Here is a 25839-nt window from a genome sequence, read left to right as displayed (position 1 = left end):
CGCCCTGGGTGCGCTGTCCCGTCTGTCGGCGCGGGCCGGAGGACAGCCATGGTCAGATCCGCGATGACGCGTGAGGAGATCGACGCACTCCAACCCACATATCACGGCATGACGTGGCGCCACAATGGCCCGCTCTGTCACGCCGCTGGCCTCACCAAGTGCGGATTCGGTTGTGACGACTGGCTACTCCCTGAGCGCACGTTGGGTTGGGACGTGATTCGGTGGGTTGGGGAATACCTCCTGGACGAGGAGGGGCAGCGCTTCAGGCTGACGGCAGAGCAGCGCCGCTTCCTGCTCTGGTGGTTCGCGATAGATGACGCTGGACGCTTCGCCCATCGGACGGGCGTTCTCCAACGCCTAAAAGGGTGGGGCAAAGACCCCGTTGGCGCGATTCTGTGCCTAGTCGAGTTCGTGGGGCCGGCACGATTCGCGCGGTGGGCCACCGGGGAGGACGCCAAGCGCAACCCCCGGTTGCGCCCGGGGCGGGACGCAATCGGGCGGCAGATGCCTGCCGCATGGGTCCAGATTGCCGCCGTTAGCCGCGAGCAAACGAAGAACACCATGACGCTGCTGCCGGTGATGATGAGCAGGCGGCTAATCCAGGACTACGGCGTTAAGCCAGGTAATGAGCTGATTCGGGCCGACCGGGGTCGACGGAGAATTGAGGCGGTGACCTCAAACCCTCGCACACTCGAAGGCGGCCGAAGCACCTTTGTGCTGCTAAACGAGACGCATCACTGGATCAAGGGCAACAACGGTCACGCCATGTACGAGACCATTGATGGAAACACCACGAAAAAGGATTCACGGTATCTAGCCATCACGAATGCTTATTTGTCTGGTGAGGATTCTGTTGCCGAGCGGATGCGCCTAGCGTACGAGGATATCTGTGATGGCCTGGCGCCGGACGTTGGCCTCTACTACGACTCAGTAGAAGCGGACGCGCAGACACCGCTGACAATTGACGGCCTGGAGGTCACGCTCCCGAAGATCCGTGGTGATGCGGTCTGGCTACGGGTCGATACGATCATCAAGTCGATTCAAAACAAGACGCTGTCGCCCAGTCGGTCGCGGCGAATGTGGCTGAACCAAATCGATGCCGTCGAAGACGCCGTTTACAGGATCGAGGACCTGAAGGCTATCGAGCGCGCTGACGCCGAGCTGAAGGTGGGGGACGAAGTTGTCCTTGGCTTCGATGGCGGTAAGACGGATGACTCGACCGCTCTCGTAGCCATTCGGCTTTCGGACGCGTGCGCCTTTTTGCTCGCTGTCTGGGAGCGGCCCGCGCGGTGGCCCGAAGACGAGCCCTGGATGGTCCCCCACGAGCGCGTTGACTCGGAGGTGCACGACACATTCCGCCTCTACAAGGTCAAGGCATTCTACGCTGATGTCAGCTACTGGGAGAGCTACATCTCCCTGTGGAATAAAGCTTATGGGCAAGGGCTGACTCGAAAAGCCAGTCCGGATAGTCCGATCGGCTGGGACATGCGGTCCCAGAAGCGCGCCACGTTGGCGCACGAGCGGCTAATGGACGCTATCGCGAGGCAGAACATCCATTTCGACGGCGATGCGACGTTGCGCCGGCATGCCGGCAATGCGCGACGGCGAACGAACAGCCATGGCGTGAGCTTCGGCAAGGAGGGCGCGAAGTCGCAGCGCAAAGTTGACGCTTATGCGGCCTGGCTGCTGGCCCATGAGGCGATGTGCGATCTCCGCAACATGACCACCAAGCAGGAAGAACGCTCGCGCTCTACCGAAATGTGGGCCTACTAGCCGAAACCGCCAGTGAGCGCCAAGGGGGGCAATATGACAACCGCGCCGAGGGCTCTGGCGGCCGAACTGCTGGCAATTCTGGAACGCGACCTGCCGACACTGCGGCGGGTCGACGACTACCTGAATGGACGGCATGACGACCCGTACATGCCGGCTAGGGCCGATGCCGAATATCGGCTCTTGGCAAGGCGGGCCATCACCAATATGAGCCTTATTCTGGTGGGGACGCCAGCCCAGGCCCTCTATGTGGACAACTACCGGCGCGGCGGGACGGATCGGGTCGCGGATGACACGGTGTTGCCCGAGTGGCTGCACTGGCAGGAGAGTCGGCTGGACGCGCGTCAGACCGCCGTCCACCGCGCCGCCCTGGCGTACGGCCACTCCTTCGTGCTGACTGAACGGCAGGCAGGTCGGGTGCGTAGCAAGGGTCTTAGCCCCTTGCGCACGGTTGCGGTATACGACGACCCGGCTAACGACGACGCGCCGGTTGCAGCCATCACGGTCACGCAGTGGCCGAAGCCTGGTGACAAGGGGTCGCGCGGTAGTGCGCGAATGTGGGACGGCAGGCGTGAGTACACTATCACGTTCCGTTCGCTAACCGACGCAACGAGTGTTGGTATCACCGGCAAGCGCGTGCACGGATCCAGCGAGTGCCCCGTCACGCGTTTTGCATCGTGCGTGGACCTGGAGGGCCGAACCCTCGGCGTCATCGAGCCAATGATTGCGCTTCAGAATCGCATCAACCAGACCGTGTTTGACTTACTGGTGGCCCAAACCTATGGGTCGTTCACTGTGCGCACGGCCACGGGCATGGCACCCCCACTCAAGACGCGCCCGGTGCATCAGCGGGGCCAGGAGCCCTACACGTACCCGGACGAGCCGGCAGTGGCCGGCGTGGACTCCCTCGGTCGGGCGGTTGATCGTGACGGGTGGGTGCTGGATGACAACGGGCAGCGCGTCATCCTGGATACCGCGCCGGTAGTGGACCCAGTCACGGGCCAACACGTTTATGAGCAGGTGGACATTTCTGCCCGGCGCTTCCTGTTCGCTAAGGATCCCCAGTCAAAGTGGGGCAGCCTTGACGCTACACCGCTCGGCGGGTTCATCGACTCACTCGACATGTCTTTCCGGCAGTTTTCCGCACTCGCTCAGGTCCCGCCGCATCACCTGCTGGGCCAGATTGCAAATCTGAGCGCTGAGGCGCTTCAGGCCGCTGAAACTGCTCTCGCCCGCAAGGTTGAGGAGTTTCGGAAGTTGTTTGGCGAGAGTTGGGAGCGGGTTTTCCGACTGGCCGCCGAACTGTCTGGCGATCTATCGCTTGCGCAGAACTACCTGGGCGAGGTCATTTGGCGCGACATGGAAATGAAGTCCCTCGGTGCTGTTGCGGATGGGCTCGGCAAGATGGCCGAACAGCTTGGAATTCCGCGCCGGGGCCTTTGGCCCCGCGTGCCCAACGTCACCCGGCAGGAGCTGGAGGATTGGGCGCGAATCCTCAAAGAGGACAGCCCGGAGGACCGCATGGCCGATGCCCTAATCCGGGCGACGCCAGGTGGCGATGCGCCTGCACCCGGAGAGGAGTAGCGCGTGACAACAGTCCATATCACCCTGAGCGAAACCAACCCCACGGCCGAATACGTCGCACTCCAGCGTTACTCAGGCGCGATGCTGTTCGGCACACGTCTCCGCGTATACCTGGACGGAGCCGCCGAGGCGACCGTGGATCTGGAGTCGACGGTCGGCCGGGCATGGCGCTGGCGGGCGCAGGAGATCGGGTACCACGACATGGTTACCCGCACCGTCGCGGTACCGGAGTCCGAGACTCCGGTTGAATACGCCGACCTGGTCGACGTGGACCCCGAGACCATGCAGCCCGACGACGAGCCTGAGGCGGCCTGGTGGCAGGCGCTCTCGGAGACCGCTGCCGGGGTTGTGCCGGATGGGTCGGTCGGCCTCGTCAAACTTGCGCCCGATGTCCTGGCGGCGTTGGACGAGGTTGGGCAGCCCGGCCCGCAGGGCGACCAGGGCTTGAGTGCCTATGAGGTCGCGGTGGCTGGCGGCTACTCGGGTACCGAGGCTGACTGGCTCTTGGGGCTGGTGGGGCCAGCGGGACTGCCGGGCGCTACGGGCGACCCCGGCCCGGGTGTCACGGCCGGCGGCACGGTGGGCCAGGTGCTAGCCAAGGGCAGCGCGACCGACCATGACACTGAGTGGATCGATCCCGTACCGAGCGCACACGCATCGTCACACGCCCCAGGTGGGGCGGATGATCTGTCCGCCACCTATTCGGCGGTCGACACGGTGCACGACTCTGCCCCGCCAAGGGACTACCTGAGGCGCATCCGACTCGACTATCCGATCAGTGTGGGCAACCCCGATATTGAGCGGATCTATGTCGGGACTGGCGCCGGCGAGTTGTCGGCATGGCGCAACGAGTGGGGCGGGCTAAGGGGCACGCCCCATGTGGCATACAAGGCCGATGCGCTGGTACGCGGCATCCCGAGAACGGATCTTGGTGCGTCCGCTGATGGCGGGTGGCTGGAGTTGGAGGACGCTAGTCGCACCACTCAGCTCTACAAGCGGGACTGGTGGGGTCGGCTGTGGCGGTCCGATGGGGCGGCTGCCGCGATTCAGATGGCCGATGTCCTGGTGCTTGGTCCAGGAGACCCTGTGCCGTCTGGCACTCCGGCGGGCACCGTCATCGTGAGGACCGAGGCGTGACCTGGAGTGCGCCGGAGGTCCTAGACGCGCTTGGGCCCAGCAGTACCAGCCCCCGAGCTTTCGGGGCGAGCGGGGCGGTGGGCAACCACTACGTCCTGGTGCTCGCGCGCTATTCGGCGTCCGACCCGTACACCACTGTGACGGACGATGGCGGCAATACATGGACGCGGCGAGACTTCGCGCCAAAGTCGGGCAGCGCGGGCCGACGCATCGAACTATGGACATGCAGCCCGACCGCCCCTTTCACCGGGGTTTCGGCGGCCTTCACCGGCTCGGGGAGCGCTCTCGGGGCGCTGGTGCGTGTGCCGGGCGCAAGCGGTGTGGTCGATGTCGTCCTAGCCGATCACCGCTCAAGCAGTGCAACACCCGCCTCGGTCGACATCACGCCGACTGAGGCGGACACCCTGGTCCTCGCTGCGGTGCAGGCAAACCCAAACCTGGCATCCACCATTACGCCGGGGTCCGGGTGGATCAGCCTCGTCACCGACGTAAACGGCCCATCGCTGGTCTTTCAGATCGGCCCTCCGGCGGGCGTCCCGATTGGCGTCGATTGGAACTTTGGTTCTGCCGCCGGCTCGGGGCACGTCATCATCGCCCTCCAGCAGGGCGCGGCGCCGCCCACCGGCCCGGCCTGCACGGTCTGGGTCGGTGGTGCCGAGGCAACCGCGTCGGTCGAGGGCGTTTGGGACGGCCAGCAGGTCGTATCAATCACCTCCCTGGAGGTGACCTGACCCGGAGGTGGTTGTGGCCCTCACACAGGCACAGCGGACGGCCGAGGCTGATGCGATAACCACTGCTTTCGTTTTAGCCTTAAATCAGATCGGTGCGGGTGCCATCCGGAATGCGCTGGCCACATGGCATGGCGAGGTCCCGGCGTCAGGGGCGCCGGGAGCGCAGGCCCGCTGGTTGGGGCGGGCCGCCAGGCAGGTAATGCAGCAGCGAGCGCAAGCCGCGGCACTTGCTATCGCCTACTACCGGCTCGTGCGGGCGCTGCGGACTGGCGAGACTGTCGGCCCTGAGGGCGGTACCACGACCCTCGCCCAGCTCCGCGCGGACATCAACGCCCTGACCCTGGGTATCCCGCACTCTGCACGGCAGCGCGCCGGCCTGACGGCGGCTGTCGCTGGTGGTGGCACCCCCAGTGCGGGCGAGCGCCCTAGCCGTCGCGTCAGGCGGCGATGGACTGATGTGCAGTGGGATCCCGAGGTGCGGGGCGGCGCTACCACGGTCAGGGTTGTCCGGCTCCCCGGTTGGCGTGCAGCCGATGCGCGCCTGGAGCGTGCCGCTGAGGCCGAGATCCGGGCAGCTCTCGCCAACCTTGGCCTCGGCACGATGCGGCGCAAGGTGCGCGACCTCCAGCCCGACATCCCAGCCAGTCAGGCGGACGAGGCGCGTCGGGAGGCTCACCGGTTGGCTGGCATCCGGCAGGCCGCGAGCAGCGAGCGCGTGGCGATGGGCGGTGCCCGCTCGAAGGTGTGGGACCTCGCCCAGCGGGATCGCCGGGTCCTGGGATACATCCGTGTCAGCCTCACCGGGACGCCGTGCGACTGGTGCGCGATGTTGATCAGTCGCGGCCCGGTCTATAGATCGGCCGAGAAGCGCCGGTTCGACGAGGGCGACCTTTATCACGACAACTGCAAGTGCTCTGTGGAGCCGGTGTTCTCCCGTGAGCAGTACGAAAGCGATCTGTACGCACTTAACCGCGAGTACGCCGAGCTGTGGCCGAGGGTCACGCGTGGACTCCGCGGCGAGGCGGCCCGCCAGGCGTGGCGCCGCTACCACTACACCATCCGCAAGGCGGCCCGGGAGGCTGCCCAGAGCGCCCAGGAGGCGTGACGCATGCCGGAAGACGGTCCCGACACGAATGGTGACACCACTCCCGAGGGCCAGGCGCTCCCGGTTACCTCAACTGACTCGCTGCCCGACTGGGCAAAGAAAGAGCTGGCTGACACTCGGGCCGAGGCGGCGAACTACCGCACCCGGTTGCGTGAGGCCGAGGCCAGCCTTAAAGAGGCCAAGACTCCCGAGGAAGTTGAGGCGGCTGTCAAGGAGCTGCGTGAGGGAAACGCCAAGCTGGAGCGCGATCTTGCGCTGGCTAACGCGTCGCGCGGCCTGACCGACGACCAGGCCGCGATCCTCGCGGCGATGACCTGGGAGACCCCGGGCGACCTCACCGGGCATGTCGAGGCAATCCGCAAGCTGACCCCGCCGGATGACCGGGGCGACACCCTCCCCCTCTCCGGCACGCTGCGCGGCGGTTTAACCCCGGGCGACGAGCCCGGCGACGACTTCGACCCGGCTGAGGTCGCCCGCAAGATGCGCCAGGGCCTGCTCTAAGCGGCCCCTTTCTTATCTCAAACCGCTAGTGCGAGTGCGCTAGTGCATCGAAAGGGAAGTTATGGCACTGAACGCCATCGTGAAGCCACAGAAGCTGGCCGCGCTCGCGGCCGAGGTCATCGAGCAGAGCCTGGTACTGCCTGGCCTCTTTCAGCGCAGCGGATTTGAACAGTTCCGAGGCGCCGAGAATGACACCGTCCACGTACGGGTACCCGGGATCCTGCCGGCGCACGAAATCGCGAACTTCCGCGCCGAGCGGACCAGCTCAATTCAGTTCGACGCCTTTACCGAGCGCAAAATCAGCTTGACTTTCTCGGGTAATACCTATTCGGCCACCAAGCTCCAGGACGAACAGCGGGACTGGGACTCCATTGAATGGGCACGGGTTATCCGCAGTCAGGCCGAGGCGGTCGCCAGGGCGCTGGAGGACAAGGCGGTCGCCCTGGTGACCGGCCAGTCCTATCTAGCCACTATTGGCGGCACGGGCGTGCCCCAGCGGACAATCCGGCAGAGCCTGATCAAGTTGCGTGCCGCGGCGAATCGCCTCCGCATGCCGACCGGCCAGCGGAACTTCGTGATCGGCTCTGCGGTCGAAGAGGCGATTCTTGCTGACGACCACCTGGTGCTCGCTGACGCAGTGGGTCAGGACATCGCGTCAGCGAGCGTGCGTGAGGCGACCATCGGGCGCCTATACGGGATGAATATCGTGGTCAGCCAGGAAATCCCGGCGGACCAGGGCTACCTGTTCGTGCCGAGCGCGTTCGTGATGTCGACCGCTGCGCCCTCTGTGCCACAGAGCGGCATTGGCGGCAGCGCTGCCGCACGATCCGTCGCCGCGCGATGGGTGCTCGACTATGACCCGACCGTTCTCGCTGAGAGGTCGGTGATTAACACCTACAACGGTGTGCGCTCCGTCAAGGATGTGGTGCTGAACGCTGGCCGCTCGGACGTGATCCGAGAGGGCGATACGGTGGGCGAGTTTTTGGTCCGGGCCATCGCCTATGACCTGGACGCCACTGCCGACGTGCTGCCGGATGCGGACAACAACGCTGACCCGTCTGGCGTGGGTGGTACGCCTGCGGCCGGCAGTCTGCTTGATCAGCTGGTTGCCGCAACCGGCGTGGGCACCCCCTTCACCCCGTAGCCGCCCCTGGAGGTCCAGTGTCTGAGCCATTTGCCCAGGTCGAGGACGTTCAAGGCAGGATCGATTTCACCATGTCGGCAGCCGAGGAGCGCGTGGCCGGCGCCGCACTGGATGACATGTCCGAGGAGGCTCGCTACCACGCTGGCCAGGCGTGGCCGGTCCCCGAGGAGGCACCCCGGATGGTGCGCCGGCTTGTGCTGGTGGCCGTAGCGCGGTACATGAAAAATCTAGATGGCTTGACCCAAAGTCGCGCTGGTGATGAAACGGTCGCGTTTACCGACCTTGGCGACAAGGCGGGAGCACCGTTTTTTTCGGACGCTGAAATTGAAACCTTGCGCCGCCTGGGCGGCGCCGCTCAGGGCGGGTTCGTGAGCGCCGAGGTAACTGCCTACCGCACAGACCTGCGACGCTACAAGCACCATCAATGCACGCTGGTCAACACGGACGGCGACCCGTTCCCACTCAACGAGGAGTGCTGGGGTTTTGGCTGCGACTGCTCTACTTGGCACCCTAGCGGGGGGTGCCGAAGCGGCTACGGGTACGGCTACTCCACCTGGCATCCCCGTAGGGGGTGCTGAGGCCGATGCCCTCCATGCAGCGTAGGCGTGGTCAGTCCGCCACTGTTTATCCGTACAGGGAGGTCACGGACCGCCGGGGCCACCGGGTGCGCGTGGTAGATGAGGACAACCCCGTCGTGGTGGTCGCGGCATTCATCCCTGATCGCAGTTCGCGCGCCGAGCTACCCGGGCAGCAACAAATCCACGTCGTCAAGATGATCGTGCGCGACGACGTGGCCGGTTGCGAGCTGTGGGCTCAGGTGGAGTGGCGCGGCTCACGGTGGGATGTCGTCACGCCTCCGGCCTATCACCATGGCACCCGGCACACGCGTCACGTGACGGTGTCGCTACGGCGCCGCCCGCTGACCCCGACGGAGGTGTGATGGCCCAGGTCTTTCGCCGCGTAGCCGGACGCAAGATTGAGGGGGCCATAGCCGATCTGGATGGTGTGCAGCTCTACCTCTCGGGAGAAACGTTCGCCATCTACGGCCGAGCCCAGGCCAACCTCCAGGCAGCCCGCGATGCGGGCGCCGTCTCGCCCGACCGGGGCGTAGGTGGTGGCGCTGAGGTGACCTGGGGGCAGGAGCGCGACCGCGAATACGGTCACCTGGATTGGTATGTGGGCCTTGATGACCGCAATTCCGATTTCGGCGCGTTGAGCATTGAGTTCGGCCGCGCCGACCATCTGATTGATGACAGTGGTCGCACTTTCGGTGGCCACGAGGGGCTGTATATCTTGACGCGCGCCGCGAACCTCGGCATCAAGCGGGGTCGGCGGGTCAAAACGCGGCTGCGTCGCATTCGGGTGCGCAAGGGTCGAGTGATGGGGGTGCCGAACGGTGGCGGGCCTTCCTCCTAGTGTCATCGCCGCGCAAGAATTTTCGCCGATTGAGGATCTACTGCTCGCTGCACTTGCGTACTACCTGCCGGATGTCAAGGCTGGCACGCTGATTATGATGGCTCAGACCTTTCCATTTATCCACCTGCGGAGACTGGATAGCTATGGCGTCTGGGCGGGCGACGAGCGTTTCATAGACGACGCTCACATGGCGATTTACGCCTATGCCGAGGACCCCGATGGGGACGAGGATGCTGGCCGCCTCGCCGAAGCGGTGCGCGCCTCGTTGATGCGCGCTCGGCGTGCCCGCTTCGGCGTGCCCGAGCTTGGCCACTTCGTGGGCCTCACGATGACCGCCTCGCCCCGACGCGTGCCCGACTGGGCAACCGCGACCGGCCCGGTCCAGTACGCGGATCTCCCGGCAGGCGTCTGGCGATACGAGACCCGATTTGACGTGACTGTTCGCCGGCCCCGGCAGCAGCCCTAAATCCAAACCCCTGGGAGCGATCATGCTCAACGATAACGCGACCCTTGTTGTGGGGGCCGGCAATTTCTTCCGCGCCCCAACGGGCACCATTGCACCATCTGACCTATTCAGCATTGACTCGATGTGGGAGAACGTCGGCCACACGAGCCTGGAAGATATCTTCGGCATAACCAGTGAGGGTGGCGAAGCTACGACGCTCGGAACCCTCCAGGCGCAAACGCTGCGCACGACGTACGCGCCGCGGACTGAGAGTTTCGCCTTCACCCTTCAGCAGTTCGACCGCGCCGGCCTCCGGCTCTACTATGGCTCTAACGCCCCGCTGCTCGCGGATGGCTCGCTCGGCGTGCCAATGTCCCCAGTGCCAACCGAATGTGCCTTTTTGGTTGTGTTCTACGACGGCACGAACGCCTTCGCGTTCTATGCGCCAAAGGCCGAAATTTTTCGTGCGGACGACCTTTCCGTATCGGATGCTGAGTCGCTGGCCGGGTTGCCGCTCAGCGTCAAGCCCTTGGTTTTCGGGTCCAACGCCTACGCGTACACGGTGACGCCGATCGGCGGTATTGAGGCCGAGGGCGCAAGCGCTGGCACTCCAGGTGCTTTCAGTCCAGATGGCGCGGACACCCCGTACAACCTGACCGCCCTCGCCGGCGTCACCGCCTCTCCCGCCACGGCCTGGACTACGGGCCAGTACGTCGATCTAGAGGACGGCACCACGGCCTACTGGGACTCCTCAGTTTGGGTCGCGGGCGTCGCCGCCTAAACAAACTTTCCGGCCTATGTCTCGAAACCGAAAGCAGGCTGCTCGTGAGTGATCAAAACGACCTGACCCTAGACGACATCCGCGCGGCAGTGGAACGCAAATACGCGGCCCTGCCGGTGAAGCTCGGAGACGGCACGAAAGTGATGCTGCTCAACCCACTGCGCCTGGACAAGGCGAAGCGGGCGCACCTGGAGCAGACGCAGAGGGCAATGAACGACCAAGGGGCGGATCAGGTCGACTGCTTGAAAGATATTATCCGCACCGTGGCGGAGCGGCGATCGGCGGCCGACAAGCTTTTGAGGGAGATTGGCGACGACACCGCCATGCTCGCGGAACTGTTTTCGGCCTACGGGGAGCGGTGCAGGCCGGGGGAAGCATCTGCCTAGCACGGCTCATTGATCAGTACGGGTCCGGACTCTACCCAGACCTACGGCGCTATTTCGGGATCGATATCGAAGCCGTAGTGGAGGGTCGCGGGCCGAGCCCGGAGCTCGTGCTGACTGCCGTGCGGGCACTTCCTGACACCAGCCTGACAGTCGCCCTCGCTGCGGGGGGGCGTGAGCATCACGGCTGGGGTGCGGATCGGCACATGATCGCCAACGTTTTCGATGCAATCAACCTTAACACGCGCGCATCAGGTAACTGGGGCAAGGGGAAACCACCGCGGCTCCCCGAGTACCCGCGCCCGAAAGCCAAAAAGCCCACCACGAAAGTCTCCCTACGGGATGTTTTTGGCCGGCTGACCGGCGGGGGTAAATAATGACCGACCAGATCATCGGGCGCATCTTTGTCAAGGTCACTCCGGATACCAGCGCATTCCGTGCTGAGGCGAAAGCGCAGCTCGAACGCGAGGAGCGGCGCCTACCTGAGCTGACCACCAGGCTCGCCGTAGAGCTGGACGACGGCGAGGCTGCGGAGACCGCAGCCGAGGCCAGAGCCGTCCGCGACAGCGCTCAGCAAGCCATGCGGGATCTGACCCTGCGCGTCAATCTGGATGACCTGAGTAGCGTTCGGTCCGCCTTGGCCAGGGTAAACGCCGAGTTGGTCAACCTGGATGCGATAGAACTCCCAGTGGAGCTTGACCGCGACTCGCTAGAGTCGATGCGAGACCTCCTGGAGCAGCGCGTCAAGGACATCGGTATCGACATTAAGGTCAATCTCGATGACGAGGCCAGTATTGAGCGGGCTATTAAAAAGGTTGAGGCACAGCTAAGCGCGCTAAATGAGATCAACCTTAATGTAGACCTCAATGATGCCAGCCTGTCTGCGGCTAAAGCAGAGCTGGAGGCCCGACTCGACCAAGTGCGTGTCGAGACCGATATAGACAACGCGGCATCCGCCCGGGTGTCAGCGGCGTTGGCCATCCTGACTCGTACGCGCGATGCCGTTATCCGCCCTGTAATCGATCGAAGCGCCCTAGCCGCCGTCCGCTTTGTTGACGTGCTGAGCGGGTTCCGCGCGTTGCGTGAGAGCATCGCACAAGCGCGCACAGCATTCCTCGGACTTTTTACCAACCTTCCCCAAATAAGCACTATGGCGCTTGCCGTGACGGCCCTTTCTGGCGCACTTGTTTCGGCAGCGGGAAACGCCATTGGACTAGCTGGATCGCTAGCCCAGCTCCTTCCAATTGCCCTCGCCCTACCTGGCATCGCGATTGGCCTCGCGGCGATGGCCGTCGCATTTGCCGACTTTGGGAACCAACTCCCTGCCGTAGCCGAGCGCTTCGGGCAGCTCCAGGGCATCATTAGCGACGGATTTTGGGAAATCGCTCGTGGTCCAATCAATAACCTCTTGACAGCGGCGCTTCCCCTCCTGGAGGCGGGTCTGGGCAAGGTGTCCGGCTCTATTGGAGGCTTCTTCGCCGCTTTTGCAGGCTCGCTCGGCGCTGAGGGCGGATTTCTGTCGGAGCTGCCACAGATGTTCGATCGACTCAATGAGTCGATCAATATCTTCACTGGCTACACTCCGGCCCTGGCGGCCATCATGACGATTTTCGGGCAGATCGGCTCTTCGATCCTACCGCCGCTAGCTGACCTCATTGGCCGTACTGCGGATGAGTTCGCCGCTTTCCTCACCGCGCAAACGGCCGGCGATGGCCTGACATCCATTGTTGAATCGTCCATAGAGGCGCTGTCTGGGCTGATCGAGACGCTCAAGGGGGCGTTTCAGGTATTTACTGCTCTGTGGCGGGCTGCGGACGCAGCGGGAACCGCGACCCTGAGCAGTTTGGGCAGCGGGCTCCAGGAATTCGCTAAAACACTCGAAGGACCCGAAATCCAGGGTGCCCTAACCTCCCTTTTCTCGGCCGTCCAGGAAATGTTCGACAGCTTCGTAAATGAGGCGGGTCCGGCATTTAGTCAAGTCTTCATCGGTTTGGTCTCGGTCCTGCGCGATGTGCTACCCCTCGTCGGTTCCGCGTGGGGGCAAATGGCGGCGGTCCTGGGTGAAATCTTCTCCACTCCGGCGTTCCAGGAAGGATTGACTTCCTTTTTCGTAGGCGTAAATGCGGCAGTCACTGCCCTTCTGCCGGCGCTTACCCCTATTGCGGACCTGGTTGGGTCGCTCGGCCCAGTGTTGGGTCAGCTTGCCGCACAAATTGGCGAGGTGTTTGGCTCTCTCACGCCGACATTGGACGGGCTAGTTGCAGCCCTGTTGCCGGTCATTGAAATGCTCGGTGACGGCTTAGTGCAGGTAGTTAGGGCGATCAGCCCGGCGCTGTCAGAGATTGCTACGGTAGCATCCGCGACGCTTAGCGGACTTACGCCGCTACTCCAGCCGATTATTGACGCGCTCGTTCAGATTGTACAGGCTGTCTTGCCAGCGCTAATGCCCGTTATTAGCGCGCTCCAGCCGCTTCTTCTGTCGATCGCAGAGCTAGCTTTGCCAGTAATATCCACGCTACTGGCGGCGTTGGCACCCATTCTAGCCGATGCCGTAGCCGCGCTTCAGCCAGTGATTGATATCATCGTCGAGTTACTGGATCTGCTCGTGCCATTGCTAATCCCGGCACTCGATATGATGACACGAGCGCTAGCGCAGAACCTGGGCGTAGTTGTCGAGGGTGCCGCCCAAGCTATTGCCGGCCTAGTCGACGTAATACGCGGTGTGATCGATTTCCTGGTCGGTGTGTTTACTGGTGACTGGGAGCGGGCATGGAGTGGGGTGCAGTCGATCTTTTCCGGTATCATTGATGCGGTCATCGGCATCCTCAAAATCATCTTCGGGCCGTTTGGAACTATGGCCGGAATTTTCAGTGATGGACTGTCCCGCGTCTCGGACCTTTGGTCCTCGGTCTGGTCTTCAGTCGGCGCCGTAGCTGTCGCAGCCTGGAATGGAATCGTTAACCACATCCAGGATCGAATCAACTTTATGGTAGGGATCTTTCGGGGCATCTGGGGGGCCGTTAGCGGCGCCATCACATCACTGTGGAATGAAATCCGCAGGCAGTTTGAGCGCGGCATCCAAACCGCCGTCGATGCGGTCGATACTGGCGTGGACGATACTCTTTCCTTTTTCCGCAACCTACCTGATCAGATACGGTCCGCACTCGGCAACCTTGGCAAGCTGCTGGTTGACGCTGGAAAGGCGCTCCTGCGCGGGCTGATTGACGGTATCCAGTCGATGTTTGGTGAGGTCCGAGGCAACCTCAACAGCCTCACTGACCTCATGCCCGATTGGAAAGGTCCGCCCAGCACCGACCGCACCCTGCTCTACGGCGCGGGCCGACTTATCATCGACGGGTTTATTGAGGGATTGGAGTCCCGGTATGACATGGTGCGTCGCTCGCTGGGCGAGTTGACAAAGGATGTCGCCAGCACCGAATTCGGTGTACCTACAGCGAGCCTGGGTATAAACTCCGACGCCTACGGCTCAGATGTTGGCCGGGCCACGGATAGCAAAACGATCAACTACCATGCCGCGCCGGGCTCAAGCATGGACTCGGAAGAAGATCTGTTCGCCGCCCTTGGGCGGGCCCGTGCCTGGGGGTGGTAGTGGTGCACCTGCGGTTTCGTAGCGATACCGATGTGATGCGATTGGATGGCATTAGTAGGACGGGATACGGCGTGGAGGCCCTGAGGGGCGTGACCGGATTCGGCCTCCCGCCCGTCTCGACACAGTGGCGAGCAGGCGCTGGCGACGGGGCCGCGTATCGAGGGGAGCGCAAGCAACCCCGGGACATCGACATCCCGCTACACATTTTCGCGCCGGACCGGGAGGCGCTGGAGCGCGAAAAGACTCGTCTCTCCCTCGTGCTCATGCAGGGTGAGTTCGACCTGGACGTGGTTGAGGACGGCGGCGCCTACTGGACCACTCGCGTGGTCCGCGTGGGTGGCGGCGATATCGCCTATGGCGATGGCACCACGGGTGACCGCGAGCTGACGACGATTGTCACCCTGCGGGCAGGGTACCCCTACTTCACCTCTCACGAGGAGCGGTGCAAGGAGGTCACAAACGCGGGCGCCGGTCGTGGCCTACTTGGCGCTGGCTTCTCGCTGGTGGCTTTGAAGATTTCTGGCAGTCAGGCCATTGGTGACATGCTCCTGGTCAACGACGGCGATGCGGTGACGTGGCCAGTCTGGCGGATCGTCGGGCCGGGTCAAGACCTGGTCGTCTCGGATGGTTCGCGAGCCATGAAATGGCTCGGAGCTCTCAGTGCTGGCGAGGAGCTGATTATCAACACGCGAGCGTCCACTGTCCGCACTCTCGCGGGCACAAACCGATACTCCGAGCTTGCGCCCGCCCCGCGCTTTTGGCCTCTCCCGCCCGGTCAGACGTTGGCACGGGTGTCGATGGTCAACACGACCGGGGAGAGTGCAATTAGGGCGACGTGGCGGCCTAGGAAATGGTGGGTCATCTAGTGCGACGCGATGACATTATTGTCGAGGTTCGCAACCTGGACCTTAGTATCGTGGGTCAAATTCACCCTGACGACCTGGATGTGCAGGTTACCGACGTGCTCAGCGGCGTCGGCACGTGGCGCGTGCGGCTGCCCGCTGAGCACCCGATGTCGCCGCACCTGAGGACCCCCGGAGCCGGCATCGTGGTCACTGTGGCCGCCACGGGCGACGTGCTGTTTAGCGGTCCGGTAGTCAAGCCGGAGGCTGCGGCCACGGCAGACGACCCTGCTGGCACACTGTCGGTCGAGGGCGTCAGTGACGACATCCACATGACCGACAGGCTGGCGGCTCCTGATCCGACGTCTCCAGACCTGGACGTGCAGGCACTCGCGCATGATGTCCGGACTGGCGCGGCGGAGACGCTGATGTGCGCCTACGTCAGTGCCAACGCCGGGCCAAGCGCTCCCTCTACCCGCCGTGTGGACAGCCTCACGGTCAGCGCGAGCCTGGGGCGTGGGCCGGTCCTGACCAAGCGCGCACGCTTTCACGTGCTCGGCGCACTCCTCAACGAGATCGCGGGCGGAACCAGTCTGCACTGGCAGGTCAGGCAGGTCGGCTCTGGCCTGCGCTTTGGGGTGGAGGAGGGGCGCGACCTCACTGGGGACATCCGCCTGGACATCCACAACTCCACCCTGGCGGCCCATCGGGTCGCCATCGGACCACCCGGCGCCACCCGCGTCCTGGTCGCGGGACAGGGCGACCTGGTTGACCGCCAGCTCGTGGAGATGATCACCGAGGACGCGCAGGCCGGTGAGGCGCTGTGGGGTCGACGAATCGAGCGATTTGTGGACCAGCGCCAAACGGACGACCCGGCCGACCTGGAACGCGCAGGCAAAGAGGTGCTTGACGAAGAGGGCTTCGCCACAATTGCGGTCCAGATCGTACCCATGGAGGACTCCGAGGGCGATGATCCAGGCGCGATGCGGTTCTGGTGGGACTGGCGCATAAGCGATCGAATCACCGTGGTTGTCGAGGGCCAGGAAATGACAGCCATCGTCACCGGATATGTCCTGAGGATTGACGAGGCCGGCGCCCGCGTGGGCGCTGTGCTTGGCGACCCCGCCGGCCTCAGCCCCGATCTGGCGCTCGCGCGGCGCGTGGATGGCATTGCTCTGCGGGTAGACAACCTGGAGCGCGCTGGCGGGATCCTTGCCCCTCTTGCGGTGAGATTCCAGTCGATCGGCAGCCTTGCACCCGGCACCAGCGTGTTGGTGGTGACGCTCCCGGAGGGGCGCTCCATGGGCGCCGAAGACTACGTGGTCAATGGGGTCGTGACCGAGATGACCAATGGGAATTTCGGGACGGCGGTGATCCGCCTGGAGTCCGCGGTCGCTATCGATGCGACGACGTTCCGCATTCAGGTCACTAGCGATTGGAGCACTCCACTGCCCGCTCACCTCTCGTATGTGCTAACACCCGTCCAGGGCTAGGAGTGCGCCGTGACCATCACCAGCTTCCCTTTTGACGACCAGGACAGCACGGAGGCGCAGTACAGCCAGCTTTTTGCCGAGCTGCAAGATACCGGCATTCTGGATTCGATCGGCGGTAGTGGGTTTCGCGTAACCCCACACGCGTCGGCAATGTCACTGTTGGTCGCTCCCGGCGTGGCGTATGTACGTGGCCACGTCGTGGTGTCGACTGCACAAGAGGTGCTGCCCCTGACCCCGTCAGGGGCGCTGACTCGGTATGACAGCGCCATCCTACGCCTGGATCCTGCGGCGAATGCGATTGATCTTACCGTCAAAGAGGGTACTCCTGGTGGGACGGTACCCACATTGGAGCAGACGGACAGCGAGATATTTGAGGAGCCGCTGGCTACTGCTGAGGTTGCGCAGGGTGCGGGGGTCATTGCACCAAACCAGCTCACGGACCAGCGACGCTACAGCGGACAACGGACTGGGGCTTGGGAGACGGTAACGCGACCCGCCTCGCCTCGTAAATACAAGCTGGGTTTCAACGCGACCACGGGACAATGGGAGTTCTGGAGCGGTGCCGCGTGGAGTGCCCTCATTCCGAGCCAGGTGGCCGACTCTCTGCGCTGGGGCGGATATCGCCTCACCGTTTCTGAGACCACACCGTCCGGCAGCCCAGACGCTGACCGTATCTGGATCCAGCCGACAACCTAGGGGGGCGCATGGCCACTACCTGGGGATCCGCCGAGGGTCACCTCCAAGCAGGCATTAATTGCTGGACCTCATCGCCAAGCGCTAGCAGCACCTCTGTGACGGTTTACCTGCGGGCATATGTCAGGGTGACCGATGGTTGGCGGTTCGCCGATAATCAGAGCTATTCGATATCCGGCACTGGGGGCGGGTCGGGTAGCTACTACAACGGCTTGGATGGGACTGGCGCCACCAAGCTGGTTTTCAGTAAGAATTTTACTGCCAGTATCGGTTATGGCGGTGGCCCGACTTACTCCTGGACATGCAATATCTCCGGGATGTATAACGGCGGCACCCCTAGTCACTCCCGGTCCCTCACCCTGCCGGCTCGTCCACCGGGCGTGCCCAGCACGCCCGGCACGCCCGCCGTAAGCGGCGTGGGAGCGACGAGCGCGACCCTGTCGTGGGCTACCCCGTCGAGTAATGGCGCGTCCCTTGATCGCACCTCTGGGCAGGTGTCCCGGAACTCGACGTTTACCGACATCGTTGCGAGCTGGGACTCGGGCTGGGCGACCAGTCGAAGCGTTGCCGGGCTACCTAAGGGCACCACGTTGTATGCCAGGGTGCGAGCTCACAACTCGGTGGGCTGGAGTCCCTACTCCGGCACCCGGACCATCACGACCGGCACGACGGTGCCCAGCGCGCCGGGCACACCTGTCCTGGAAGACGCCACCGCGACCGGCGTAACAGTGCGCTGGGCAGCCCCCGCAGACGATGGCGGGATCACTCTCACGGAGTACACGGTGCAGCGGGCTACTGACGCCCTTTTCAGCGCGGACCCGCATGCCGCCGCGCTCGGGGCGACCACGCTCCAGGTGACCGGACTCGCACCGGGCACGGAGTATTGGTGGCGCGTCCGCGCGGCCAATGCAGTGGGCGACTCTGAGTGGAGTGAGACAGCAAGCGTCACCACCCCGGCCGTACCGCCGGGCGCCCCGCCGGAACCCGTGCTAACCAACGTGCTGGCCACCAGTATGACAGTGACCTACAGCGCTCCCGCCGATGACGGCGGCAGCGAGATTCAGAGCTATGAGATCCAGGCTACGGACGCCCTTTTCGGCGCCTCCGTCACCTCGCCGGACACCGAGCCTCCGTACGTCGTGGTGGGCCTGTCGCCCGCCACGACGTACTACGTCCGGGTGCGCGCGATCAACGCCCAGGGCGCTGGCTCCTGGTCTCCGTCCGCCTCGGTGACGACCCTGTCGGGTGTGCGCGTCGGCGATGGGGCGAGCTGGCGCGATGCCGTCGTCTGGGTCGGCAACGGTGCGTCGTGGGTGCTGGCATCCGTCAAGACGGGCAACGGATCGCAGTGGATGTGATCGGAGTGGACGTGATTGCAGCGGAACTGATCACGGCCGGGGGTGCTGTCCTCGTAGCGCTGATTGGTGCTGGCGTCGAGGTACTGCGCCGGCAGAGCAAGCGCCTCAGGGAGGTCGGTGAGCAGGTAGTTGAGCAGGTAGTCAACGACCACCCAACCAACCTGCGGGACGACTTGGACAAGGTCGTCGTCGGGCTTGAGTACGTGCGCAAGGACCTGGCTGTCGTCATCACGTCCCAGCGGCGACAGGATGAGGAGATCGCCGGCATCCGCGAGGAGCAGCGCATCCACCGCCTGGAGCACATCAGGCATTGAAACCGCTACTGGGAGCGGTAGCGATTGGAGAGAGATGAGTCCGACGTCTGACGCACTGAAGTGGCTATGGGAGGAGTTTCGGAAGGTAGAAGGTGCTGCCAGGTTTGGCGGCATTTACGCCAACAAGCGGGGTTACCACAACACCCGCGACGCCAACGTTGCTCGGTGGCCCGGCAACTACTCGTACGCCCAATTCAGCGTCGACCGTGAGGGGCCGCCCGGCCTGGCTTCCGCCATTGACCTGACGTTCGCCGACGCGCAGGCCGGGCGCTACGAGACGATCGACAAGTATTCCTCACGCCTTCTTGCCGCCGGTCACGCCGGCCGCGCCGCTGACCCGCGCACCATCTACATGCGGGAATTCTATGGCCAAGCGGACCACGACGTGCACGTCGAGGGCTGGGACTACGCGCGAGGGCAGGCAGTCACATCGGACTCGTCGCACCTGTGGCACATCCATATCTCCGTGCACCGCAAGTACGCGGACGATATGACCGCGATGCGCGCCATCCTGTCGATCCTCAAGGGCGAGACGGTCGAGCAGTGGCGAAAGGGGCAGGGCGGTACACCCTCCCCGCCCCCACTGCCTGATCAAGCGGCTGGCAGCCGGATGTTGCGCCTGACTGTTCCGTACGCTCGTGGCACCGACGTGGCCGCCGTGCAAGACGCGGTGGGCGCCACGCGTGATGGCGTGTTCGGCCCCAAGACGCGCTCGGCAGTGATCAAGTACCAGAGGGCGCGGGGCCTCACGCCCGATGGCATTGTCGGCCCCAAGACCTGGGCCACGCTACTGGGAAGCCTGCCGAGCCACCCCAACGGCAGCCGAGTGTTGAGGCTCCGTCGCCCCACGCACATGCGGGGCACGGACGTCGAGGCCGTCCAGCGCTTCATCGGCGCCAGGTGCGGCGCGGCTGACGGGATATTTGGTACCAAGACCGCTAGTGGGGTGCGCTGGTACCAGCGCATGCGGGGCCTAACGCCTGACGGCATCGTCGGCCCCAAGACCTGGGCGCCGATCGTTCGCACGATCGGCCGATAAGCGATTCCGTTAGTGAGAGTAGGGAGCCCGATGGAGCTGATGACTAGAGCGTTCTGGGTGTACGCCTGGGAGCGCGCCGTAAAAACCACCGCACAGACCGCCCTGTCCCTGATGTCGGTGGACTACGTAGGACTTTTGGAGGTCGACTGGGCCGCCGTTGGCTCGGCGGCCGGTCTGGCCGCGGTGCTATCGATCCTCACGTCGTTGACCGGATTTTCGGACTCCGCTCCGGACGCTCCGGAGCCGGCCGAGGCCGGCGATCCAGGCGACACTTCACGAGAGCTTCCGCTGACCTGATACCAGCCCCCTTCGAGATAGTGCCCCACGTGACCACTTGGTCCGCGTGGGGCCTTCTCGCATTTATGCCCAGTTCAGCGGGGGTTAGGGGGTCTGACGCTTCGCGGCCTCAACAGCAGCCTCAACGTCGGCCATGGTTGCGACCGGCTGCCTACGGCGACCTCCGCCCTTACCCGTGGGCGGCGCCTTGGGCGCGGGGTTACCACGAGAGATGCCCCGCAGCTCCGAACCGTGCGTGTCACATCGGTCAGTTTCTCCCTGCTTGCCGTCTTCGGACGAGACGGTGTATGTGGTTGCCGGGAGAGTGCGGTCACCGCAAACATCGCAAACCGTCACTTCGATCTTCATTTTCGAGCTCCACGTATCGTCAATCATCACTACTTGACAGTGTGAGTGAACGACCCCTACGCTCACACTCATGCCAAACGTCAAGGTCCCCAACGTGGACGAGGTGGTCCGCTGGATCAAGGACGGCAAAAAGCTTACGTGGATCGTAGACGAGATCCAGCGTAAGTACGGCGTCAAGGTCGGCTACAGCACCGTGGTCGACATACGTAGGAGAAACGACATCCCGGCGCTCATCGGCCGCCACGACGACCTCATTCCGTGGCCGCTCAGAAAGGAACATCGGCACAAGATGCCGCCCAAGATGCTCCGCGCCCTAGGTCGCCGCCGAAACGGTGAGCCCCTCGGGCCCACCGTGGAGCGGGAGCTGGACCGTTGGCTGGTCGCCCGCGCCGAGACCTCACCGGAGGCCCCGTACGGCACGGTCGTGCACTATAACCCGTTGACCAAAGAGGGCTGGTTTTACGTGGCGCGCAGGCCGGGGATTGACAACGACCTGATACGGGTTCCCGATGAAGACGCATCGGTCAGGACGCGGACTCGGCGGGATCATTGATCAAAGTACTAGCATCGACCGGAATTTGCGAGTAATACTCGGTCGATGCGAGTGATCATCTTTGTTCCAGACTCACGGGGGTCGGCCCGGACGCGACGGGTCATCCAGCGCGAGGTCGTTGCCCAGGGGCACGTGGTGGTGGGCGCCACCAGCGCCCCCGCCGAAGCGATGGCCGCGTGGCGGTCGCAGGTGGCGGACAGCATTGCCGGCCGACCGGACCACTTGATCCAGCTCGCTGATGACTGGGCGCTGCCGATCACATCGCGATCGCGCCCGGATGCGTGCGCCGACACTGAGAAGTCGACGGCGCACGGGCGAAGCCGCGCCAAACCCAGCAGGGCGCGGCGGTACCGGCGCCTACCCGGGGGCTCAGCGCTACGAACCCGCTGACGCTCATACTTTCGGCCAGTTAGGACCATCTGAAAAGATTATTATAGATAGTCTTTTCAGTTGGCACTCATGTTCGAAACGGTACGTACGGCCGGTATCCATATCCGTTACTCACAGTACAAGATGGACCTCCGCTAGGCGCGGGGGTCTAGATTGATGACACTGCTCTATACCCTTGCGGAGCCCACTCACACTAGCGGGCTATGGGGAGGGCACATGAGTCGTACAGACAAGTTCGAGGCGACCGTTGGGTGCATCAAGGTCCATGTGGACTACGGAACGCCCCTGTTCCACCTAGACATCCCGGATTCGGTCTCGTCCTGGGACCTAGTTGGAGCACTGCGCCTAATTAGTGACCTGGGGTTTCGCATCGTTGATCTACGCGAGTACGCGCCCACATGGACCGTCAAGGATGGGCTGCGCATCGAGCTACAAAGGAGTGATCCTGCATGCCACTGATCAAACCTAGCCAGGCGGTAAAGCGTCAATCCCGACATCGTAGTGGTGCCCAGGACGGGTCCAAAGGGGTTCCGCGCGACCGCTACGACCGTCCGCTCATCCACGTCCCAGACAGGTGTCCAGCCTGCCTAGACGGCGGCGCGGCGAGCGACCACCGGTTGGTGCCCTACACCAGGACCACGACGTATGTCGACTGCATTGAGGACCAGAGCACCCTTGCCAGGTGGGGCCAGCGCACGGTGCTCCTCGGGGCGACTAGGGCGGCCCCCATGGTGTCCGCAGCCCGTGAGCTGGATCCAACTTCCGATAGGCGGGCACTCGACGGAATCGCCGAAAAGCTGGCTGCCATCGGCGGTGCACACGAGGGTCGGGAAAGGGGTACGCGCCTCCACGGGCTGAGCGAGTTTGTTGACCGGGGGGAGGTCATGCCGGCGGCCACCGAGCAAGACGTGGCAGACATGGCGGCGTACGGCATAGCCACTCTCGACCTGGACGTGGTCCACATTGAGACGCTCGTGGTCTGCGACGAGTTAGAGGTTGGAGGCACGCCGGACCGTATCGTGCAATACGACGGGCCGGGGCCAGGTGCGGGCCTGGCTGCCATGCCTGCCCGGATGCGCGCCAGTCGGGGTCTGGAGTATGCCCCCGACTGGATCAGTGGACACCTCATCGCAGACCTCAAGACCGGGAACGTCTCGTACGGCGCGCTCAAGATGGCGATGCAGCTCGCCGTCTACAGCCGCTCCTGCCTCTACGACCACGAAACGCTGATCCGTCGGCCGTTGCCGCCGGTTAACCAGGACTGGGGCGTCATCATCCACCTGCCAGGTGCTGCGACCGCAACGCTCTACTGGATCAACCTGCGGGTCGGGTGGCAAGGCGCTCAACTGGCAAAACAAGTCCGTGAGCTGCGCAGCGTAGGGGCGAAAGCACTGGTCCCGTTCTCCTCGCCTGTCACCTGAAACCGTTAGTGTGAGCACGTCAGGCGAACCGAGCGAGAGGACAGCGGGTGAGTGATCAGGATCGCGGCAGCGATGGGCCGCTCAGCGTGACCATCAAGTACGGGAAGGGCTACGAGGACTCCTGGATCAGCGTGCGGGGGTCGGCCGCGGTAGTGCGTGAGGAGCTGATCCGCGCCTTCGACCTGGATCGCGACGAGAGCCTGTCGCTCGCCGCACTGGTGCTCAACGCCACGCAGCAGGCGCATGCGTTGCATGCTCTTGGGCGGGGCGCCGGGGCTCAGGCCATCTCCGGGGAGCGTGTCGGGCGGAGCCGTAGCAATCCGAGCGCCTGGCAGGGCGCGCAGACTGTGAGGCCGGCCGCCAACCCCTCCAGGCCCCCCCAGGAGGACGGGGAGGCGTCGCTGAGGGGTGCCGCGCTTAGCGAGATTGAAGGGGCGGAGTCGGTTGAGGCGCTAAAGCTCTGGTGGGCCAAAAACCAGTCGGCATTCGCCGACCCCCAAGTCAAGTCCGCTTACAAGGCCCGAGGTAAGGCACTCCAGGCGGCCTCGGCCAAGTGAGCCGACAACTGGCCATCAAACCGTTAGTGAGAGTTGGGAGAATCTTGCATGGCTTTTGTTAAGCCCTCGGCCAACGTGAGCAGCGAGTTCCTAAAGGGCGCCGAGCATCTCAATGATGTGGCGATCCTGTTCGAGCCACGATCAATTCGGAAGGGCGTTCCTCATAGGCACAACGGCGTGGAACGGATTCGTGACGAGCTAAAGGCAACAGTCACGTTCTTTCGCACCATGGCCGACCTCCAGGACGGAAAGCCGTCGAAGGTCGCCAAGGACATGACCATCACGTACGCCATGGTGGTCGGGACCTTGGAGCCCGAACTCCCAGGCACGCCGAGCGGCGGCGAAGACGGGAATCAGGTCGCCGGCGTGTTGCGGAAGATTCCCACGTCAAGCGGGTCGGGGTATGTCATCCGCGACCTTGACGACGACGTTTGGGACCTGGTGGTGAGTTACTTTTTGCGACGGGAGGCCGCTGTCGCTGAGGCGGTCGCTGAGGCTCCCGATTTCGACTGATGTGACGGCCAGATGGGGCGCCTGCCTGCTGGTGGGCGCCCTCGCCTTCTGAGGAGGGAGGCCATGCTAAACGCGCGCCGCGCACTAACCCTTAATCACGACGCGGGAAAGGAACTACCTCGCATTCCTGCACTAGACGATCTCTACGGCATCGGGTGCAGGTTTCGACAGGGCCAGGTCATCATGATTGCAGGTCGCAGCGGAACGCTCAAGTCGATGTTCGCCACATGGCTAGCGGCGAAGTGGGCAGTTCCCGCCCTGTATTTCTCTGCGGACATGTCTGCCTACACCGCTAGCTCTCGGGTGGCGGCCTTGGTGACCGGCGACCTCCAGGAGGAGATCGAGGAGGGCATGGCCCGGGGTGGCGGCAACCGACAGCGCTACCTGGATGCCCTGGCTTCGCTGCCCTTGACGTTCGCTTTCGGTACTCCGATCACCTGGCGCCATATCGATGAGGAGATCGAGGCACACGTCGAGCTACATGACAGCTATCCATCAATCGTAGTCTTCGACAATTTGATGGACTTTGAGGCCGCCGAATCAGACTACACCGAGCAGATGGCCGTCATGGCCGGAGTGACCGCGTTCAGCCGGGAAACCGGCTGCACGAGCATTGTGCTACATCACGCATCAGACAAAAGCTGGGACGCCAAAACAGCCCCGTACGATCCACCGAGTCGCCAGGAGGTGAAGGGCGGGTTGAGCGAGAAGCCGGAGTTGTCTCTGACGGTGGCGTTGGACCCATCGACAATGGAATACAAGGTGGCCGTGGTCAAGCAGAGAATGGGGCCGAGCGACCCCACCGCCCGGCGCTTCGCTCGACTCACAGCCGAGCCCGAGCGAACGCGATTCCACCCATACCGCTGGAGGGGCTGATGGGCGACAGCGAGCAGCATCGGGGCAAGCCATGCAAAGACTGCGGTGGCAAAAAGGGGCCGGCGTACGCACTCCAGCTCCGCTGCTTCCGGTGCACCCAGCGGCGCAAGCAAGCCGCCAGGAAATCCGCTCACGCCCGACGAATACAGGCGGCCTACGGCATCAGCGGCGAGGAGTACGACGCGATACACGAGGCTCAGGGCGGACGCTGTGCGATCTGCCCGCGAGCCAGGGGACTAAGTCGACGTCTGGCCGTCGACCATGACCACGAGCTGGAGGGGCGGGAGGGTAGCCGGGCTTCGGTGAGAGGTCTGCTCTGCGGGCGATGCAACGACATGCTCGCCCACGTCCGAGACGACGTGAGCGTGCTGGTCAAGGCCGTTGAGTACTTGCGCGACCCGCCCGCACAGCGGGTGTTAAGAGAGGGAGTAAACCGCTAGTGAGCGTGCGGGATCTGGACATGACGAAGCGCTGCATCTGCTGCGACCTGCCGTCATATTCGTGCGGCACCGCCGCAATTGACCGGGCGCGGAGCGAT

General features: G+C 63.9%; 27 protein-coding genes. All 27 read left to right on the top strand.

Translation table 11 applies throughout. The features are described 5' to 3' along the window. Positions 1–63: 63 nt before the first annotated feature. Positions 64–1773 (top strand): terminase, encoded by a 1710-nt coding sequence (locus STROP_RS02775; RefSeq protein ID WP_238380268.1) that lies wholly within the window; start codon positions 64–66, stop codon positions 1771–1773. Between the two features lie 33 nt (positions 1774–1806). Next, complete coding sequence (locus STROP_RS02770; protein WP_011904463.1) at positions 1807–3354, top strand: phage portal protein; 1548 nt, start codon at positions 1807–1809, stop codon at positions 3352–3354. Between the two features lie 3 nt (positions 3355–3357). Continuing rightward, on the top strand, positions 3358–4491 hold the full coding sequence (locus STROP_RS02765) for a hypothetical protein (protein WP_011904462.1): 1134 nt from the start codon (positions 3358–3360) through the stop codon (positions 4489–4491). A 77-nt stretch (positions 4492–4568) separates the two neighbouring features. Further along, positions 4569–5222, top strand: coding sequence for a hypothetical protein (locus STROP_RS02760; RefSeq protein ID WP_011904461.1), 654 nt, complete (start codon positions 4569–4571; stop codon positions 5220–5222). A 199-nt stretch (positions 5223–5421) separates the two neighbouring features. After that, entirely contained in the window at positions 5422–6327 is a 906-nt protein-coding gene (locus STROP_RS02755) for a VG15 protein (protein ID WP_238380267.1), read from the top strand. Between the two features lie 3 nt (positions 6328–6330). Continuing rightward, positions 6331–6828 (top strand): hypothetical protein, encoded by a 498-nt coding sequence (locus tag STROP_RS02750; RefSeq protein WP_011904459.1) that lies wholly within the window; start codon positions 6331–6333, stop codon positions 6826–6828. Positions 6829–6889: 61 nt separating this feature from the next. Then, positions 6890–7972 carry a hypothetical protein gene (locus STROP_RS02745; RefSeq protein WP_011904458.1) on the top strand — a complete coding sequence of 361 codons (1083 nt, stop codon included), beginning with the start codon at positions 6890–6892 and terminating at the stop codon, positions 7970–7972. Positions 7973–7989: 17 nt separating this feature from the next. Further along, positions 7990–8550, top strand: coding sequence for a hypothetical protein (locus STROP_RS02740; RefSeq protein WP_011904457.1), 561 nt, complete (start codon positions 7990–7992; stop codon positions 8548–8550). 86 nt (positions 8551–8636) lie between these two features. Continuing rightward, a complete protein-coding gene (locus STROP_RS02735) occupies positions 8637–8912 on the top strand; it encodes a phage head-tail adapter protein (RefSeq protein ID WP_238380266.1) in 276 nt (91 codons plus the stop codon). Continuing rightward, positions 8912–9388, top strand: a complete 477-nt coding sequence (locus tag STROP_RS24510) for a hypothetical protein (RefSeq protein WP_011904455.1) — start codon at positions 8912–8914, stop codon at positions 9386–9388. The genes STROP_RS02735 and STROP_RS24510 overlap by 1 nt, the downstream gene beginning before the upstream one ends. After that, positions 9369–9854, top strand: coding sequence for a hypothetical protein (locus tag STROP_RS02725; protein ID WP_011904454.1), 486 nt, complete (start codon positions 9369–9371; stop codon positions 9852–9854). The genes STROP_RS24510 and STROP_RS02725 overlap by 20 nt, the downstream gene beginning before the upstream one ends. Before the next feature lie 22 nt (positions 9855–9876). Then, positions 9877–10614 (top strand): phage tail tube protein, encoded by a 738-nt coding sequence (locus STROP_RS02720; protein ID WP_011904453.1) that lies wholly within the window; start codon positions 9877–9879, stop codon positions 10612–10614. A gap of 44 nt (positions 10615–10658) precedes the next feature. Then, complete coding sequence (locus STROP_RS23510; RefSeq protein WP_043535136.1) at positions 10659–11000, top strand: phage tail assembly protein; 342 nt, start codon at positions 10659–10661, stop codon at positions 10998–11000. A 373-nt stretch (positions 11001–11373) separates the two neighbouring features. Then, complete coding sequence (locus STROP_RS02705) at positions 11374–14607, top strand: phage tail protein (protein WP_011904451.1); 3234 nt, start codon at positions 11374–11376, stop codon at positions 14605–14607. A 2-nt stretch (positions 14608–14609) separates the two neighbouring features. Further along, complete coding sequence (locus tag STROP_RS02700; RefSeq protein WP_011904450.1) at positions 14610–15473, top strand: phage distal tail protein; 864 nt, start codon at positions 14610–14612, stop codon at positions 15471–15473. Further along, entirely contained in the window at positions 15473–16942 is a 1470-nt protein-coding gene (locus STROP_RS02695) for a siphovirus ReqiPepy6 Gp37-like family protein (protein WP_011904449.1), read from the top strand. The genes STROP_RS02700 and STROP_RS02695 overlap by 1 nt, the downstream gene beginning before the upstream one ends. 9 nt (positions 16943–16951) lie before the next feature. After that, on the top strand, positions 16952–17638 hold the full coding sequence (locus STROP_RS02690) for a hypothetical protein (protein WP_011904448.1): 687 nt from the start codon (positions 16952–16954) through the stop codon (positions 17636–17638). Positions 17639–18237: 599 nt separating this feature from the next. Beyond that, complete coding sequence (locus STROP_RS25005; RefSeq protein WP_187151575.1) at positions 18238–18993, top strand: fibronectin type III domain-containing protein; 756 nt, start codon at positions 18238–18240, stop codon at positions 18991–18993. Beyond that, positions 18984–19307, top strand: a complete 324-nt coding sequence (locus tag STROP_RS02680) for a DUF2746 domain-containing protein (RefSeq protein ID WP_085981787.1) — start codon at positions 18984–18986, stop codon at positions 19305–19307. Before STROP_RS25005 ends, STROP_RS02680 begins: the two co-directional genes overlap by 10 nt. Before the next feature lie 34 nt (positions 19308–19341). Beyond that, positions 19342–20346, top strand: a complete 1005-nt coding sequence (locus tag STROP_RS25985) for a peptidoglycan-binding domain-containing protein (protein ID WP_011904446.1) — start codon at positions 19342–19344, stop codon at positions 20344–20346. 39 nt (positions 20347–20385) lie between these two features. Then, positions 20386–20643: a holin gene (locus STROP_RS02665; RefSeq protein ID WP_080516626.1), complete on the top strand. Its 258-nt coding sequence runs from the start codon at positions 20386–20388 to the stop codon at positions 20641–20643. 418 nt (positions 20644–21061) lie between these two features. Then, on the top strand, positions 21062–21544 hold the full coding sequence (locus STROP_RS02655; RefSeq protein WP_011904444.1) for a hypothetical protein: 483 nt from the start codon (positions 21062–21064) through the stop codon (positions 21542–21544). Positions 21545–22662: 1118 nt separating this feature from the next. Continuing rightward, a complete protein-coding gene (locus tag STROP_RS02645; protein WP_202944444.1) occupies positions 22663–23355 on the top strand; it encodes a hypothetical protein in 693 nt (230 codons plus the stop codon). Between the two features lie 47 nt (positions 23356–23402). After that, on the top strand, positions 23403–23912 hold the full coding sequence (locus tag STROP_RS02640; protein WP_011904441.1) for a hypothetical protein: 510 nt from the start codon (positions 23403–23405) through the stop codon (positions 23910–23912). 48 nt (positions 23913–23960) lie between these two features. Next, positions 23961–24425: a hypothetical protein gene (locus STROP_RS02635; protein WP_011904440.1), complete on the top strand. Its 465-nt coding sequence runs from the start codon at positions 23961–23963 to the stop codon at positions 24423–24425. Positions 24426–24488: 63 nt separating this feature from the next. Continuing rightward, positions 24489–25301 (top strand): AAA family ATPase, encoded by an 813-nt coding sequence (locus STROP_RS02630; RefSeq protein ID WP_011904439.1) that lies wholly within the window; start codon positions 24489–24491, stop codon positions 25299–25301. Further along, a complete protein-coding gene (locus STROP_RS23495) occupies positions 25301–25741 on the top strand; it encodes an endonuclease VII domain-containing protein (protein ID WP_011904438.1) in 441 nt (146 codons plus the stop codon). The genes STROP_RS02630 and STROP_RS23495 overlap by 1 nt, the downstream gene beginning before the upstream one ends. The last annotated feature ends 98 nt before the right edge of the window (positions 25742–25839 follow it).

It is taken from the genome of Salinispora tropica CNB-440 (genome assembly GCF_000016425.1).
Lineage (GTDB): Bacteria > Actinomycetota > Actinomycetes > Mycobacteriales > Micromonosporaceae > Micromonospora > Micromonospora tropica.
Note: the sequence above shows the minus strand (reverse complement) of the source record. Positions and strands in the feature narration are given on the sequence as shown.